Annotated in this window: 15 protein-coding genes; 5 read left to right on the top strand and 10 right to left on the bottom strand. The window is 61.9% G+C overall.

Annotated features, from left to right (window positions below; all coding sequences use genetic code 11):
• Positions 1-168 precede the first annotated feature (168 nt).
• Both NKH71_RS26485 and NKH71_RS26480 read right to left on the bottom strand, forming a co-directional pair.
• Positions 169-1,275, bottom strand: coding sequence for an aldo/keto reductase (locus NKH71_RS26485; protein WP_352789262.1), 1,107 nt, complete (start codon positions 1,273-1,275; stop codon positions 169-171).
• Positions 1,276-1,330: 55 nt separating this feature from the next.
• Positions 1,331-1,759 (bottom strand): nuclear transport factor 2 family protein, encoded by a 429-nt coding sequence (locus NKH71_RS26480; protein WP_352789259.1) that lies wholly within the window; start codon positions 1,757-1,759, stop codon positions 1,331-1,333.
• A 113-nt stretch (positions 1,760-1,872) separates the two neighbouring features.
• On the opposite strand from NKH71_RS26480, the gene NKH71_RS26475 reads away from it, so the two are divergent.
• The gene (locus NKH71_RS26475; RefSeq protein ID WP_023717732.1) at positions 1,873-2,811 is read left to right on the top strand and encodes a LysR family transcriptional regulator; all 939 of its coding nucleotides are present in this window, start codon (positions 1,873-1,875) and stop codon (positions 2,809-2,811) included.
• 1 nt (position 2,812) lies between these two features.
• Here NKH71_RS26475 and tsf read toward each other — a convergent pair whose 3' ends face one another.
• From tsf to NKH71_RS26445, 6 genes are all read right to left on the bottom strand, one after another.
• Positions 2,813-3,736 carry a translation elongation factor Ts gene (tsf, locus tag NKH71_RS26470; protein ID WP_023717733.1) on the bottom strand — a complete coding sequence of 308 codons (924 nt, stop codon included), beginning with the start codon at positions 3,734-3,736 and terminating at the stop codon, positions 2,813-2,815.
• A gap of 119 nt (positions 3,737-3,855) precedes the next feature.
• Entirely contained in the window at positions 3,856-4,653 is a 798-nt protein-coding gene (gene rpsB / locus NKH71_RS26465; protein WP_023717734.1) for a 30S ribosomal protein S2, read from the bottom strand.
• Between the two features lie 177 nt (positions 4,654-4,830).
• Positions 4,831-5,442: a LysE family translocator gene (locus NKH71_RS26460; protein WP_352587146.1), complete on the bottom strand. Its 612-nt coding sequence runs from the start codon at positions 5,440-5,442 to the stop codon at positions 4,831-4,833.
• On the bottom strand, positions 5,439-5,717 hold the full coding sequence (locus tag NKH71_RS26455) for a DUF4031 domain-containing protein (RefSeq protein WP_023717736.1): 279 nt from the start codon (positions 5,715-5,717) through the stop codon (positions 5,439-5,441). The genes NKH71_RS26460 and NKH71_RS26455 overlap by 4 nt, the downstream gene beginning before the upstream one ends.
• Before the next feature lie 43 nt (positions 5,718-5,760).
• The gene (locus tag NKH71_RS26450; protein ID WP_023717737.1) at positions 5,761-7,059 is read right to left on the bottom strand and encodes a lysophospholipid acyltransferase family protein; all 1,299 of its coding nucleotides are present in this window, start codon (positions 7,057-7,059) and stop codon (positions 5,761-5,763) included.
• A gap of 138 nt (positions 7,060-7,197) precedes the next feature.
• A complete protein-coding gene (locus tag NKH71_RS26445) occupies positions 7,198-8,025 on the bottom strand; it encodes a cell envelope integrity EipB family protein (protein ID WP_023717738.1) in 828 nt (275 codons plus the stop codon).
• Positions 8,026-8,163: 138 nt separating this feature from the next.
• Here NKH71_RS26445 and NKH71_RS26440 point away from each other — a divergent pair, with 138 nt between their 5' ends.
• From NKH71_RS26440 to NKH71_RS26425, 4 genes are all read left to right on the top strand, one after another.
• On the top strand, positions 8,164-8,628 hold the full coding sequence (locus tag NKH71_RS26440) for a RidA family protein (protein ID WP_023717739.1): 465 nt from the start codon (positions 8,164-8,166) through the stop codon (positions 8,626-8,628).
• A 14-nt stretch (positions 8,629-8,642) separates the two neighbouring features.
• On the top strand, positions 8,643-9,371 hold the full coding sequence (locus tag NKH71_RS26435; RefSeq protein WP_352895417.1) for a glycerophosphodiester phosphodiesterase: 729 nt from the start codon (positions 8,643-8,645) through the stop codon (positions 9,369-9,371).
• A 40-nt stretch (positions 9,372-9,411) separates the two neighbouring features.
• Positions 9,412-10,626, top strand: a complete 1,215-nt coding sequence (locus tag NKH71_RS26430) for a GNAT family N-acetyltransferase (protein ID WP_352587134.1) — start codon at positions 9,412-9,414, stop codon at positions 10,624-10,626.
• A gap of 121 nt (positions 10,627-10,747) precedes the next feature.
• Positions 10,748-11,179 carry an HIT family protein gene (locus tag NKH71_RS26425; protein WP_023717742.1) on the top strand — a complete coding sequence of 144 codons (432 nt, stop codon included), beginning with the start codon at positions 10,748-10,750 and terminating at the stop codon, positions 11,177-11,179.
• Between the two features lie 86 nt (positions 11,180-11,265).
• Here NKH71_RS26425 and clpA read toward each other — a convergent pair whose 3' ends face one another.
• Both clpA and clpS read right to left on the bottom strand, forming a co-directional pair.
• Entirely contained in the window at positions 11,266-13,734 is a 2,469-nt protein-coding gene (clpA, locus tag NKH71_RS26420) for an ATP-dependent Clp protease ATP-binding subunit ClpA (RefSeq protein ID WP_023717743.1), read from the bottom strand.
• A gap of 6 nt (positions 13,735-13,740) precedes the next feature.
• Positions 13,741-14,067: an ATP-dependent Clp protease adapter ClpS gene (gene clpS / locus NKH71_RS26415; RefSeq protein ID WP_023717744.1), complete on the bottom strand. Its 327-nt coding sequence runs from the start codon at positions 14,065-14,067 to the stop codon at positions 13,741-13,743.
• Positions 14,068-14,138: the final 71 nt, after the last annotated feature.

Below are 14,138 nucleotides of genomic sequence, written 5' to 3'. Positions count from 1 at the left end.
TAAACCCCCCCGGGTCCGGGGGGCTCCCCGGCATTGTGGTCCTCGACACCTGGGGGGGGCGGCGCTGCGGGGCCCCCCCAAAACAGGGGGCGTCCCAAACCCCTCCGGGCGCCGCTTTGCCCCGCGGCCCCCGAGCCGGAAAGTTGAGATCGTGGACTGGGATAGCCGTCAGCTCACGCCGGCAAAAGTGCCTTGCATGAGCAGATCCGGCAGATAGCTTGCCGGCTTGTCGCCAACCGCCTGCCCACCGGTCAAGCCGCCTTGTATTTCAGGGCCGAAGAACGAATACGGAAAGGGCGTGACCGGCCGGCTCACCGCATCGAGCCGTGCCCGAAGGTCTTCGGGAATGTCGAAATCAAGCGCGCCGAGATTGTCCTTGAGCTGGTCAAGCCTGGTGGAGCCGACGATGACGGACGCAATGCCTGGCCTGTTTGCCGCCCAGTTCAGGGCGACCTGGGCCATGCTGCGGCCGAGCTGGCCGGCAACCCTCTCCAGTTCGGCGACGATTTGCCAGTTGCGGTCGGTGAATTTCTGGAAACCGGGATTGGTCGAACCACGCATTGTCTCCAGCCGGCCACCATCCTTGACGATTGTATCGAAACGGCATTTTCCGCTGAGCAGGCCGCTGGCCAACGGACTCCAGACCATGATTCCAGCGCCATAGCGCGTGCCGAACGGCACGAACTCGTGCTCGATGTTGCGCTCGGCCAGCGAATATTCGAGCTGAAGCGCCGAAACCGGTTCATAGCCGCGATGCTCGGCGATCGCCTGCGCCCGGCTTGCGTACCAGGCCGGCACGTCGGACAGACCGACATGCCGGATCTTTCCGGCGCGCACCAGATCGTCCAGCGTCCGCATCACCTCCTCCGGTGGCGTCAGCCTGTCCCAGGTATGGAGGATGTAGAGGTCGATGTAATCGGTGCCGAGCCGCTTCAGCGAACCGTCTACCGCCCGCAGGATGTTCTTACGGCCGTTGCCGCCGGCATTTGGATTACCCGGTTCGGCGTTGTAGGTGAATTTGGTACTGATCACCGCCTTGTCGCGCAGCCCACGCTCGGCGATGAATTCGCCGAGCCAGGTTTCGGCCGTGCCACCGGTATAGAGATCGGCGGTATCGAACAAATTGCCACCGGCTTCGACATAGGCATCAACCAAGGCGCGCGCCGTTTCCTTCTCCGCGCCCCAGCCCCATTCCGTGCCGAACGTCATGGTGCCGAGCGCCAGACGAGTGACACGCAGCCCGCTGTTGCCGAGCGTGTAGTAGGACATGGTCATGGATTTTCTCCTGAAATTTGAAAACGGGATTGAGGTCCTTGCCTGGGATATGCAGTCAGGCCTTGGCCAGCGTATCGACCACCACCTGGAACCGACGCGGATCGAAATAGTCGTGGTAGGCGCTGATCAGACCGCTCTCGAAGCGGAAGATCGCGATATTGCTGTTGGTGTATTCAGAGCCGCCAATCAGCATCGCGCGGTTCTTGTACTCAACGACGATCGCGTCCGAATCCGCTGCCGGATAGACGGCTGTCAGCTGGGAGTCGAAGGATTCGAAATTGCCGAAGAGGCCTCGGAAGGCCGCCAGGATCGCGGCCTTACCATCGATGCTGCTTCCAAATCCTGCCGGCGGGTAGAAGACAAGGATTCGGCCATCTTCAGCCCAAAGGTTGCCCCATGCCTCAATGTCCTTGCGGTGCATCAGGTCAAAGAATTTACGCACTGTCTCGAGATTACGGGTTCGTTCGGACTTGAGGTCGGTCATGGACGTCTCCTTGGCTGCTCGGCGATTGCCGTGTGATGCAGCCAAAGATGCGTTCTTCTTCCCTATCCGATAAGATTGCATTATCCGAATGGACTATGCGATACCATGCATGAATGGATCGCGATCTGCTTAGCCACCTACCTATAATCGTTGCCGTCGCGCGGCGTGGCGGCTTCGCCTCGGCGGCCGCCGAGCTCGGCATGAGCCCGTCAGCGGTCAGCCATGCGGTGCGGCTGGTGGAGGAGCGAATCGGCCAGCCGTTGTTTGCCCGCACCACACGCAGCGTCTCGCTGACCGAGGCTGGCACCGCCCTCGTCGCTGCGGCGGAGCCGGCGCTGGAAGACATTGCCGACCGGATCGAACGCATCCGCTCTGTCAAAGGCCGGGCAAGCGGACTGCTCAGGATCAACGCGCCGCGTTTGGCGCTGCCTCTGGCGCTGATGCCCATCCTGACGGCGATGGCGGAACGTTACCCTGACGTGACGGTGGAGATCGTCACCGACGAACGTCTGAGCGATATCGTCGGCGAGGGTTTCGACGCCGGCATCCGGCTGGGCGAGATGATCGCCGAGGATATGGTGACGGTGCGGCTGACTCAGCCGTTCCGGACGACCATTGTCGCCTCTCCGGCCTATATCGGCCGCCACGGAAAGCCGCGAACAATTGCTGATCTCTCCACCCGCAACTGCATCGGCTATCGGCTGTTGCGATCACGTGCGCTCTACCGTTGGGATCTGTCAGACCAGGGCAAGGATATCGGCGTCGAGACGCGCGGCAGCGTCGTCGTCAGCGAACCGCTGTCGGCAAAAGACATGGCCCTTGCCGGCATCGGCCTCGCATATCTGTTCGAGCCGCTTGTCAAGCCCGACATCGAGGCAGGCCGGCTGGTCGAAGTCCTTGGCGAGGCATCGATCGAGGAACCGGGACTGTTCCTCTATTTCCCGCGCCGCGCCGCGATGGCCCCGAAGCTCCGCGCCTTTATCGACACCGCGCAAGAAATCGGCCGGGCATCCTCGCGGACACCCGGCCGAAAAAGCCTTTCAAACGAATAGTTTACTTCTTGACCGCTGCCGCGACTTCCGCCGCGAAATCGGTCTCTTCCTTCTCGATGCCCTCACCGAGCGCGAAGCGCAGATAGGCGGCGATTTTGGCCGGCGCGCCGATCTCGCTTTCGGCATCCTTCAGCGCCTTCTCGACGGTGATGTCGGGATTGAGCACGAAAGCCTGCTTGAGCAGCACGACCTCTTCGTAGAACTTGCGCAAACGGCCCTCGACCATCTTCTCGATGATCGCTTCCGGCTTGCCGGACTGGCGCGCCTGGTCGGCGAAGATCGCCTTCTCGCGCTCGACCGCGGCCGGATCGAGCTCTTCGGTGGTCAAGGCCATCGGGTTGGTGGCGGCGACATGCATGGCGACTTGGCGGGCAAAGGCGTTGGCGGCCTGCGCGTTGCCTGTCGTCTCGATGGCGACCAGCACGCCGAGCTTGCCAAGGCCATCGGCAACCGCATTGTGGACGTAGGTTGCGACAGCGCCGTGCTCGACGGTGAGCTTGGCCGAGCGGCGGAAGCCCAGATTCTCGCCGATGGTGCCGACTGCGTCCTTGATGGTCTCGGTGACCGACTTGCCCGAGCCCGGATAGGGAGCAGCGGCAACGGCCTCGGTCTTGCCGCCATAGGCAAGCGCGACCTTCGCGACATTGGCGACGATCTCCTGGAACGCAGCATTGCGCGCAACGAAATCCGTCTCGGAATTGACCTCGACGATCGCTGCCTCGCGGACGCCGGAATCGACGCCGATCAGGCCTTCGGCAGCAGTACGGCCAGCCTTCTTGTCGGCCTTGGAAATGCCCTTCTTGCGCAGCCAGTCGATGGCTTCTTCCATGTTGCCGTTGGTCTCGTTCAACGCCGCCTTGCAGTCCATCATGCCCGCGCCGGTCAAGTCGCGGAGTTCTTTGACCTGTGCAGCCGAAATGCTCATTGTCGCCTCTTTGTCTAAATGCACCGACGCACCATCGAGTTTCGATGATGCGCCTGGTGCCGGTAGCGCTTACCGCGCCAACATATTGGAAAGATGAAGGCCGCAGCCGGCCTTCGCTATTATGCTTCCGGGGTCTGGGTTGCCGGGCTCTCGGCGGCCGGGGTCGGTTCGAGCGCCGGCTCGACCGGAGCCTCGACCGATGCGCCGATGTCGACGCCGAGTGCGCCCTGCTGGCGGGCGATGCCGTCGATCGCAGCCTTGGCAATCAGATCGCAATAGAGCTGGATGGCGCGGGCCGCATCGTCATTGCCGGGGATCGGGAAGTCGATCTTGTCCGGGTCGCAGTTGGAATCGATGATGGCAACGACCGGGATGCCGAGACGCTTGGCCTCGAGGATGGCGATCGCTTCCTTGTTGGTATCGATCACGAACATCAAATCGGGCGTCGAACCCATATCCTTGATGCCGCCCAGCGCCTTGTCGAGCTTCTCACGCTCGCGGTCGAGGTTGAGGCGCTCCTTCTTGGTCAGGCCCTGAGCCTCGCCGGCCAGCATCTCGTCGAGCTTGCGCAGGCGCTGGATGGAATTCGAGATCGTCTTCCAGTTGGTCAGCATGCCGCCGAGCCAGCGCGAGTTAACATAGTACTGAGCCGAGCGCTGCGCGGCATCGGCGACGATGTCGGAGGCCTGGCGCTTGGTGCCGACGAACAGCACGCGGCCGCCCTTGGCAACAGTGTCGGAAACCTGCTTCAGCGCCTGGTGCAGCAAAGGCACCGTCTGCGAGAGGTCGATGATGTGGATGTTGTTGCGGGCGCCGTAGATATAGGGCGCCATTTTCGGATTCCAGCGGTGGGTCTGGTGGCCGAAGTGAATGCCAGCTTCCAATAGCTGGCGCATGCTGAAATCAGGCAGAGCCATTCTTATTTCCTTTCCGGTTAGCCTCCACGGACACAGGCATTTTTTGGACTTGGTCCTCGAACGCCACCGGAGGTTTCCGCCGGATTTCTCCCGGGCAGACACCAAAGTCCGTGTGTGGAATGTGCGCGCATATAGAGGGGATGCGCGACAAACGCAAGCGCTGTGGCGTCTTGCGGCTCAGCGTGCGGCGATCAGCGCACCGGTGCCTATCATGGCGCCGCCGGCAAACCTGTTCATCAGCCGCATGCGCCTTGGCGTCTTGAACCAGCTCGAAGCCCGCCCGGAGAGCGCTGCGTAGAAGCCCATGGTGACGATGTTGACGCAGATCACGACCGCAACCACGAGCAGCCCATCGGCGAAGGTCATCGTATTGAGGTCAAGAATCAGCGGCATGATAGAGGCGTGGAACAGGATCGCCTTGGGATTGCCCAATGCGATGGAGATACCGAGGAAAAACGATCGAGACAGTCTTGCCTGGGTTGCGTGCTGTCCATGCGATCGCGCGGAGGCCGATCGCCACATCCGGATGCCGAGAAACACCAGATAGGCAGCACCCGCATACTTCAGGATTAAAAAAACCCATTCGAAGGCCTGTACCAGCGCCACGAGACCGAGCAGTGCCAAGGTGACCAGCACCGCGTCGCCTGCGGCGATGCCGAGTCCAGCCAGGAAAGCGCGAACGAAGCCAAGCGAGACGCCATTGGCGATAACCGTGAACATCGCCGGACCAGGCGTGGCGGCGGCAAATGTGATCGCGGCGCAGTAAGCCAAAAATGCCGTCAATGTCATCGTCGCATCTTCCCCCTCGGCACGCGCACACGCCGGAAAACAGCGACGATCTCCTCGCGGCTGCACTCGATGGCGCCGAGCCGCACCGCGCGGTCGCGCTCGAACCCGGTTATGTCATAATGCGGCGCCGATGTCTTCGGCGGCCCTTGGTAGGACGAGCGCTTGATGCCGAGCTGCGCGGCGAAGCGATGCAACTCGTCGGTGTCGTCTGCCAGCAGATGACACCAGCGGTGGCCGACCCATTTCCAGATCGCCGCATCGACATAGACCGCCATGAGGCTTGCCGCACTCCTTCATCTTGCGCCGACCAACACGCCGCTAACGATGATAGAAGGGATTAGCATAGAATATGAAGCCGCCGCCGGCCTGGAGTTGCGCTATGGTGCTGGTGATGGTCTCCTGCATGCGGTCGTGCAGTTCGACGAGTGCCGCCTCGACGGAGCCTTTATAGGCGTGCAAGCCTAAAGGGTCCGGCACCCGGATATGGGCGCGGCGTGGGCCTGCCGGCTGCGGCACGAAACGGTCGATCGTATCGCGCAGTGTACCCTTGCAATAATCGTTGCGGATCCGCTTCAAGTGTTCGGCGATCTCCTCCTGCGTGATGCGCGGATTGGCTGAAGCCCAGGGCCCGACACGCCGCAAGCGCTGGATCGTATCCGCCAGCGTTCGGACCTGCTTCCGGCTTCCGGTATCATCCGTGTTTTCTCGCAGCCAGCGGCGCGACCGGCGCAAAAGCTCGCCACTGTCGAGCGTGCCGGCGCCGACCGAGACAAGTTCAGCAAGGCGACGGCCGAGTTCCACGAGCAGGTCCTTCTGACGTGCGTCATACGAAACCCGCTCATCGGACCGCAGGCCATATGCAGCCTCATCGCGCGACAGCAATGTCGCATAGATACGATGGACGCGCTCCGGCAGCGAATCGGCGGCATGGCGTTCGATCTTCAGGCTGCGCTCGACGTAGGCGCACTCCTTTGCCAGCGCTGCCTCGACATTCCCCGTGAAAGCGAGCTTCCAGATCACGGGCGCGATCCAAACTTTGAAATCCGGATCCGTCAGGCGGCCGCGCTTCAGCGCTTCGAGCCCCATCTCGACCGCGCCCGGCAGCAGCGGGGCAACGATGTTGGCATGCCAGCCGACGCCGCCTTCGGGATGCAGGAGAACGCCGTGCCCTTTCAGCGCCCAGGCCACCGAATGTTCCTTGGCGGCCCCGCTATTGCCCGGGATTTGGGCGATTAGATTGTTGGCCAGCCAGAATTTCTGCATCAGCCGGCCAAGCCCGTTGACGACGCCGTGCGTGGCCCAGGATGCCGCCAGCGGGCTTACCCGCGAGACGACCTCCTTGTCGATCATCCAGTCGGTAAAGAACTCCGGATGGTTGGGCGTGATGAACGTCGCCTTGCCCGCGCCGCAACAAGCCTTCAACCTTTGCCGGTCGTCCTCCGGAAAATCGATGTGGCGGACATTGGCGACGCCGCGCAGACCGGCCAGACGGTTGAACGGCAACAGGTCGCGAAGCCCCGGAATGCCGTGCAGCATGACAATGCGGTTGACGAATGTCATGGCCTTGATCAGCGTCGCATTGGGCCGCGGCGCCACAAAAACGTCGATCCTGCTCAACCTGCTCCCCCCGCGGCGCTTACCGTCGTAAGACGTTGATATGCAATTGCGGCATGCTCAAGTCGGTGCAACATGCCCGCAAGATCAAGCGCCACTATCGCGGAGAGCAGCCGGCAGCAGCTTGCCGTCGGTTCGAGCCTATTTCGACGGGCAGGTCTTTGGCTGATCGAACAGCGACAGATTGACCAGCTTGCCGGTCATCGAGAACTCGCCATAGTCCATTACGAGACCGCGCGTGATGCCGTTCTCGTGCAGCTTGAAGCTGATCCGGTATTCCGGCACTTCCTCGCCGCCTTTGTCGGTATCGTCGAAATAGGCGATGTCAACCGGCCAGTATTTGTCGCTGGCGAGCTTGGCCAGCGCCGGCACTTCCGGATCAGTCTTGTCGGCATTGGCTTGCTTGCCGACGACGACGGTGGTGGTCATCACCTTGTTGGCATCCTCCGAGCCGTCGAACAGGTTGGTTTCGTAAAAACGCTCGCCCTTTTCCGCCTTGCCGATCATTTCAACCATTTGCTGGGTCGGGAACTGGGTCGCGGCGAGTTCCAGGCTGTTCTTCTCGGGCTTGTCGATTTCGACCTTGAGACCATTGGCCTCCTTCGTTGCCGTCCCCTTGACCTCCTTGTCGAGGTTCTGGTCGACAAAGGACTTGTTGACGAAGGAGAAGGTCTTGCCTTCGGCATCCTCGAAGGTGGTCATCTGCTGGTCGGTCAGCCTAGTATTGTCGTTGGTGACGATCTGGGTGACCAGGCGGAACTTTACCGTGTAGCCCTCGCAAGGCGAGCCATTGAACTCGTAGACCATACGGCCCGATATGCCGGTGATCCCCGAGCGATCCGACGCCTTGTCCAGGGTGATATCATAGACGGCACGGTGCGCCTGCAGCGCCGGCACCGCAAAAGCGGGAGCCGCCCAGGAAGCCGCTGTCAGAAGAACGGCGTTGAATGCGAGGCGCGTTGCGCGCATGGGGTGCTCCGATCATCGCGGCTAATGGCAGGCCGCATGGAAAGATGGTCCAGCTTAAAAAAAGTCGTGGCGGAAGCGAGGCAAAAATAGCAATTTCGGCCCGGCCTGCGCGGCACCTTCAAGCAATAGGGAAATAGCATGAGCGAAACAATCGAAAAGCGGCTAAGCGATCTCGGCGTGACGCTGCCGGCTGCCGCTGCGCCCGCCGCCAACTACGTTCCCTATTGCAGGACCGGCAATCTGCTGTTCACCGCCGGGCAGTTGCCGCTCAAGGAGGGCAAGCTCCAGGCGAGCGGGCTGCTTGGCCGCGATGTCGACACCGCGACCGGAAAGGAAGCCGCAAAATACTGTGCGATCAACATATTGGCGCAGGCCCAGGCGGCACTTGGCGATCTCGACAAGATCCGCCGCCTGGTGAAGATCACCGTCTTCGTCGCCTCGGCACCGGATTTTGTCGAACAGCATCTGGTCGCCAACGGCGCCTCGGATTTTCTCGTCGCCGTGCTCGGCGACCGCGGCAAGCACGCCCGCTCCGCCGTCGGCACCCCCTCCCTGCCGCTTAATGCCGCAGTGGAAATCGAAGCGATCTTCGAAGTCGAATGACCGGGACTGCGACCATGACCGACCTTTCCTGGCTGACTGCCCGGCCCGTCGCCCATCGCGGCCTCCACGACATGAACAAGGCGCGCTGGGAGAACACTCTTTCCGCCTTCGCCGCGGCAGCCGAGCGCGGCTATGCGATCGAGTGCGACGTGCACCTGTCATCCGACGGCGTCCCCGTCATCATCCACGATGGCGATCTGCGGCGGCTGACCGGCGAGGACGGCTTCGTCTGGCAGCGTACGGCTGCTGAGATCACGGCGCTGAAGGTCGGCGGCACCGCCGACCATTTGCCGACGCTGCAGCAGGCGCTTAATCTGGTCGACGGGCGTGTGCCGATGGTTGTCGAGCTGAAAGGCGCTGCCGGACACGACGAAGGCCTGGTCGAAGGCGTCGGCAAGATGCTCAAGCGCTATAAGGGCAAGACCGCGATCATGTCGTTCGACCATTGGCTGATCCGCGAGTTCCCGAAACATGCACCCGGCATACCCGGCGGGTTGACCGCCTACGGCAACGACAACCATCTGATCGAGGCGCATTTCGCCATGCTGGCGCATGACATCGCCTTTATCTCCTACGCCGCCGGCGACCTGCCGAACCGGTTCGTGTCGTTCGTACGTGAAAGGCTCGGCATGCCGGTGATCACCTGGACAGTGTATGACCAACCTGCCGTCGACCTGACCTTCAAATATGCCGACCAGATGACGTTCGAAGGATTCGAGCCCGATCTTGTGCGGCTTGCTTGAACGGGCTTGTATGGGTTCGCAGCGAGCTTAAGTAAGCCACATGGATCAAGGGGACGACTGCGACAGACAAACGGCGAATGCGGAGCTGTCGATCCGCATCGCCGCGGGCATCGGCGCCTTCACCAGCGCGGAATGGGACAGCCTCGGCGGCACTACGCGGGGCGAGGCAGAAAACGCCTACAACCCGCTTGTTTCATTCGCTTTTTTGAGCGCGCTAGAAGATTCCGGCTGCGCCGTTCGACGCACCGGCTGGCAGGGTCATCATCTCAGGCTGGAAACCGCGCAAGGCAAGCTGCTCGGTGCGGTCCCCTGCTATCTGAAGTCGCACAGCCAGGGCGAATATGTCTTCGACCATGGCTGGTCGGACGCATTCGAACGCGCCGGCGGGCGCTACTATCCGAAGCTGCAATGCGCGGTGCCGTTCACACCCGTCACCGGCCCTCGCCTGCTGGTCGGCAAGCGCGAGGACAGCCCCACCGTCAAGGCCGGCCTTGCGGCCGGCCTAAAGGCGGTGACGGATAAGCTCGGCGTGTCTTCCGCGCATGTCACCTTCGCGCCGGAGGATGATGTCCAGATCTTGGCGGCAGCCGGCTTCCTGCATCGCACCGACCAGCAGTTTCACTTCTTCAACGAAGGCTTTTCGAGCTACGACGATTTTCTCTCGACGTTGGCCTCGCGCAAGCGCAAGGCGATGAAAAAGGAGCGGCGTGAGGCGCTCGCCGACGGCATCTCGATCGACTGGCTGACCGGCAAGGATCTGACCGAAAAAGCCTGGGACGACTTTTACGCGTTCTACATGGATACCGGCAGCAGGAAATGGGGCCGGCCCTACCTCAACCGCGATTTCTTCTCCTTGATCGGCGAGCGCATGGCCGACGACATCCTGCTGGTGATGGCCAAACGCAACGGGCGCTACATAGCCGGCGCCATCAACTTCATCGGTTCAGACGCGCTCTACGGCCGCAATTGGGGCTGCATCGAGGACCACCCGTTCCTGCATTTCGAGGTCTGCTACCATCAGGCGATCGATTTCGCCATCTCGCGAAAGCTGAAGGTGGTTGAAGCCGGTGCGCAGGGCGAGCACAAGCTGGCGCGCGGCTACCGGCCGGTGACGATGCATTCGGCGCACTACATCGCCCATCCAGGTCTGCGCAATGCAGTGGCCGACTACCTCCAGCGCGAGCGGCGCGAAGTCGAGCGGATGAGCGAATATCTGGAAGAGCACACCCCGTTCCGCAAGGACATGGCGGAGTAGCAAAACCCGCCCGATCGCTCAACCACGTTCGAGCCTGCATGGCCGATGTCGACCGATCGTCTTGCCCGCCCGCAACAGCTTCGCTACACGAGACCGCGAGCCAAGAACCGGAGCGTGCGCCATGGCCGAAGCAACCTACGACAGCAGCAACATTTTCGCAAAAATCCTGCGCGGAGAAATCCCTTCGCACCGCGTCTACGAGGATGATGCGGTCATCGTCTTCATGGATGTGATGCCGCAAGGACCGGGTCACACGCTGGTCGTGCCGAAAGCGCCGTCGCGCAACCTGCTCGACGCGGATCCGGCGGTGCTTGGCCCCCTCTTCGCTCACGTGCAGAAAGTTGCGCGGGCAGTAAAGAAGGCCTTCGATGCCGATGGCGTCACGGTCATGCAGCTCAACGAACCAGCTTCGGGCCAGACCGTCTACCACCTCCATGTCCATGTCATTCCGCGCTTCGAAGGCATCCCCTTGAAGCCGCACAGCGGACAGATGGAACAGCCTGAAGTCCTGGCTGAGAACGCCGGCAAGATACGGACGGCGCTGGCAAACTGAATCGGGGCGAAGCCGCTCGGCCGACACTCGACCACAAGCTTCATGAAAAAAGCCCCGTTGCCGGGGCTTTTTTACTTGCAGGATTGTCAGTTCTTACGCGGCAGTTGCGGCACCAGGCTGCGCTTGCCGCCATCCTTGCCCTTCGGCTCCGACTTCTGCGCCACCGCCTTTTTCCCGGCGGGCTTTTTCGCCACCGCCTTCTTGGCTTTCGGCACGTCGTCCGGCTCTTCCTTCTTCGGCTTCACCGGCGCCTCGTCGGCGAGCGATTCGAGCTTCAGGCCGGTCTCGCCGGTTTCCTTCTTCTCGACGGTGACACGCACCGTGCCGCCCTTCTTGAGCTTGCCGAACAGCACCTCGTCGGCCAGCGGCTTCTTGATGTGCTCCTGAATGACACGGCCAAGCGGCCGCGCACCCATGCGCTCGTCATAGCCCTTGTCGGCCAGCCAGGCGATTGCATCCTGCGACAGGTCGAAGGTCACGCCGCGTTCGGAAAGCTGCGCTTCCAGCTGCATGACGAACTTCTGCACCACCTGATGGATGACCGGCACCGGCAGCGAGCCGAACGGAATGATCGCATCGAGACGGTTGCGGAACTCCGGCGTGAACAGCCGGTTGATCGCTTCGACATCGTCGCCTTCGCGTTTGGTCGAACCGAAACCGATCGCCGCGCGCTGCGCGTCGGATGCGCCCGCATTGGTGGTCATGATCAGGATGACATTGCGGAAGTCGATCTGCTTACCGTTATGGTCGGTCAGCTTGCCGTGATCCATGACCTGCAACAGGATGTTGAACAGGTCCGGATGCGCCTTTTCGACTTCGTCCAGCAACAGCACGCAATGCGGATGCTGGTCGACGCCGTCGGTCAGAAGGCCGCCCTGGTCGAAGCCGACATAGCCGGGAGGCGCGCCGATCAGCCGCGAAACGGTGTGGCGTTCCATATATTCCGACATGTCGAAGCGGATCAGCTCCACGCCGAGCGAGGCGGCGAGCTGCTTGGCCACTTCCGTCTTGCCGACACCGGTCGGACCGGAGAACAGGTACGAGCCGATCGGCTTTTCCGGTTCCCGCAGGCCGGCCCGCGCCAGCTTGATGGCCGAAGTCAGCGCGGTGATCGCGGTGTCCTGGCCATAGACGACGCGCTTCAACTCGATGTCGAGACCTTGCAGCACCTTCTCGTCGTCGGCGGAAACCGTCTTCGGCGGGATGCGCGCCATCGTGGCGATCGTCGCTTCGATCTCCTTGATGCCGATGGTCTTCTTGCGCTTGGCTTCGGGCACCAGCATCTGCGAGGCGCCGGTCTCGTCGATCACGTCGATCGCCTTGTCCGGCAGCTTGCGGTCGTTGATGTAACGGGCCGAGAGCTCGACCGAAGCCTTGATCGCTTCACTCGTGTAGCGAACCTTGTGGAACTCCTCGAAATAGGGCTTCAGTCCCTTCATGATCTCGATGGCGTCCTCGACGGTCGGCTCGTTGACGTCGATCTTCTGGAATCGCCGCACCAGCGCGCGGTCCTTCTCGAAGAACTGCCGGAACTCCTTGTAGGTGGTCGAGCCGATGCAGCGGATCGCGCCGGACGACAGCGCCGGCTTCAACAGGTTCGACGCATCCATGGCGCCACCAGAGGTGGCTCCTGCCCCGATCACGGTGTGGATCTCATCGATGAACAGCACGGCGCCGGGATAGTCCTCGAGCTCCTTGACGACCTGCTTCAGCCGCTCCTCGAAATCGCCGCGATAACGGGTGCCGGCCAGCAGCGTGCCCATGTCGAGCGCGAAGATGGTGGCATTGTGCAGCACTTCGGGAACGTCGCCCTCGACGATGCGCTTGGCGAGGCCTTCGGCGATCGCCGTCTTGCCGACGCCGGGATCGCCGACATAGAGCGGGTTGTTCTTGGACCGGCGGCACAGCACCTGGATAGTCCGGTTGATCTCGCTCTCGCGACCGATCAGCGGATCGATCTTGCCAGCCTTGGCCTTGTTGTTCAGGTTGACGCAATAGGCAGTCAGCGCGTCCTGCTGCTGCTTCTTCTTGCCGCCTTCTTCTTGCGGCTCAGCTCCGCCCTGGCTGCCTTGCTCGTCGTCGGCGCCGCGCGGCGTCCGCGTCTCGGAAGCGCCTGGGCGCTTGGCAATGCCATGCGAGATGTAGTTGACCGCGTCGTAGCGGGTCATCTGCTGTTCCTGCAGGAAATAAGCGGCGTGGCTCTCGCGCTCGGCGAAGATGGCGACGAGCACGTTGGCGCCGGACACCTCCTCGCGGCCTGACGACTGCACATGGATCACCGCGCGCTGGATGACGCGCTGAAAACCGGCCGTCGGCTTGGAATCTTCATCGTAGCCGGTGACGAGATTGTCGAGCTCGGTGTCGATATAGGTGAGAACCGTATGCTTCAACTCGTCGAGATCGACGTTGCAGGCACGCATGACTGCGGCCGCCTCGGTGTCGTCGATCAGGGCGAGCAGCAAATGTTCAAGGGTTGCATATTCATGGTGCCGCTCATTGGCGAGCGTCAGCGCTTGGTGAAGCGCCTTTTCCAGGCCTTGGGAGAAAGCCGGCATGTTACCTCACTTCTTCTCCATCACGCATTGCAGCGGATGCTGATTCTGTCGGGCGAAATCCATGACCTGAGACACTTTGGTCTCGGCCACCTCGAATGTATAGACCCCGCACTCGCCCACCCCATGATTGTGAACATGAAGCATTATGCGTGTGGCGGCTTCGCGATCCTTCTGGAAAAAACGCTCCAGCACGTGAACCACGAACTCCATGGGTGTGTAGTCGTCGTTAAGGATGAGGACCCGATACAGACTGGGCTTCTTGGTCTTGGTTTTTGTGCGCGTGATGACGGCCGTGCCGCGACCGGCCTCATTGCCGTTGCTGCCGTTCTGCATTCGCACCACGTAGCTCGTGGCAGTCAAACCTGTAGTCACGTAGTCCTGCCTCTTTCGAATCCTCATGCATG

The sequence above is a fragment of the Mesorhizobium sp. M0983 genome (genome assembly GCF_040318975.1).
Taxonomy (GTDB): Bacteria; Pseudomonadota; Alphaproteobacteria; order Rhizobiales; family Rhizobiaceae; genus Mesorhizobium.
The sequence above is the reverse complement of the archived record's forward strand: the minus strand, read 5'-3'. Positions and strand labels throughout refer to the sequence as shown.

Coding starts and splice junctions, on each gene's coding strand:
- NKH71_RS26460 (WP_352587146.1), bottom strand. CDS start 5,442: ATGACATTGACGGCATTTTTGGCTTACTGCGCCGCGATCACATTTGCC.
- NKH71_RS26440 (WP_023717739.1), top strand. CDS start 8,164: ATGAGCGAAACAATCGAAAAGCGGCTAAGCGATCTCGGCGTGACGCTG.
- NKH71_RS26475 (WP_023717732.1), top strand. CDS start 1,873: ATGGATCGCGATCTGCTTAGCCACCTACCTATAATCGTTGCCGTCGCG.
- NKH71_RS26480 (WP_352789259.1), bottom strand. CDS start 1,759: ATGACCGACCTCAAGTCCGAACGAACCCGTAATCTCGAGACAGTGCGT.
- rpsB (WP_023717734.1), bottom strand. CDS start 4,653: ATGGCTCTGCCTGATTTCAGCATGCGCCAGCTATTGGAAGCTGGCATT.
- NKH71_RS26425 (WP_023717742.1), top strand. CDS start 10,748: ATGGCCGAAGCAACCTACGACAGCAGCAACATTTTCGCAAAAATCCTG.
- NKH71_RS26455 (WP_023717736.1), bottom strand. CDS start 5,717: ATGGCGGTCTATGTCGATGCGGCGATCTGGAAATGGGTCGGCCACCGC.
- tsf (WP_023717733.1), bottom strand. CDS start 3,736: ATGAGCATTTCGGCTGCACAGGTCAAAGAACTCCGCGACTTGACCGGC.
- clpA (WP_023717743.1), bottom strand. CDS start 13,734: ATGCCGGCTTTCTCCCAAGGCCTGGAAAAGGCGCTTCACCAAGCGCTG.
- NKH71_RS26445 (WP_023717738.1), bottom strand. CDS start 8,025: ATGCGCGCAACGCGCCTCGCATTCAACGCCGTTCTTCTGACAGCGGCT.
- NKH71_RS26485 (WP_352789262.1), bottom strand. CDS start 1,275: ATGACCATGTCCTACTACACGCTCGGCAACAGCGGGCTGCGTGTCACT.
- NKH71_RS26435 (WP_352895417.1), top strand. CDS start 8,643: ATGACCGACCTTTCCTGGCTGACTGCCCGGCCCGTCGCCCATCGCGGC.
- NKH71_RS26430 (WP_352587134.1), top strand. CDS start 9,412: ATGGATCAAGGGGACGACTGCGACAGACAAACGGCGAATGCGGAGCTG.
- clpS (WP_023717744.1), bottom strand. CDS start 14,067: ATGCAGAACGGCAGCAACGGCAATGAGGCCGGTCGCGGCACGGCCGTC.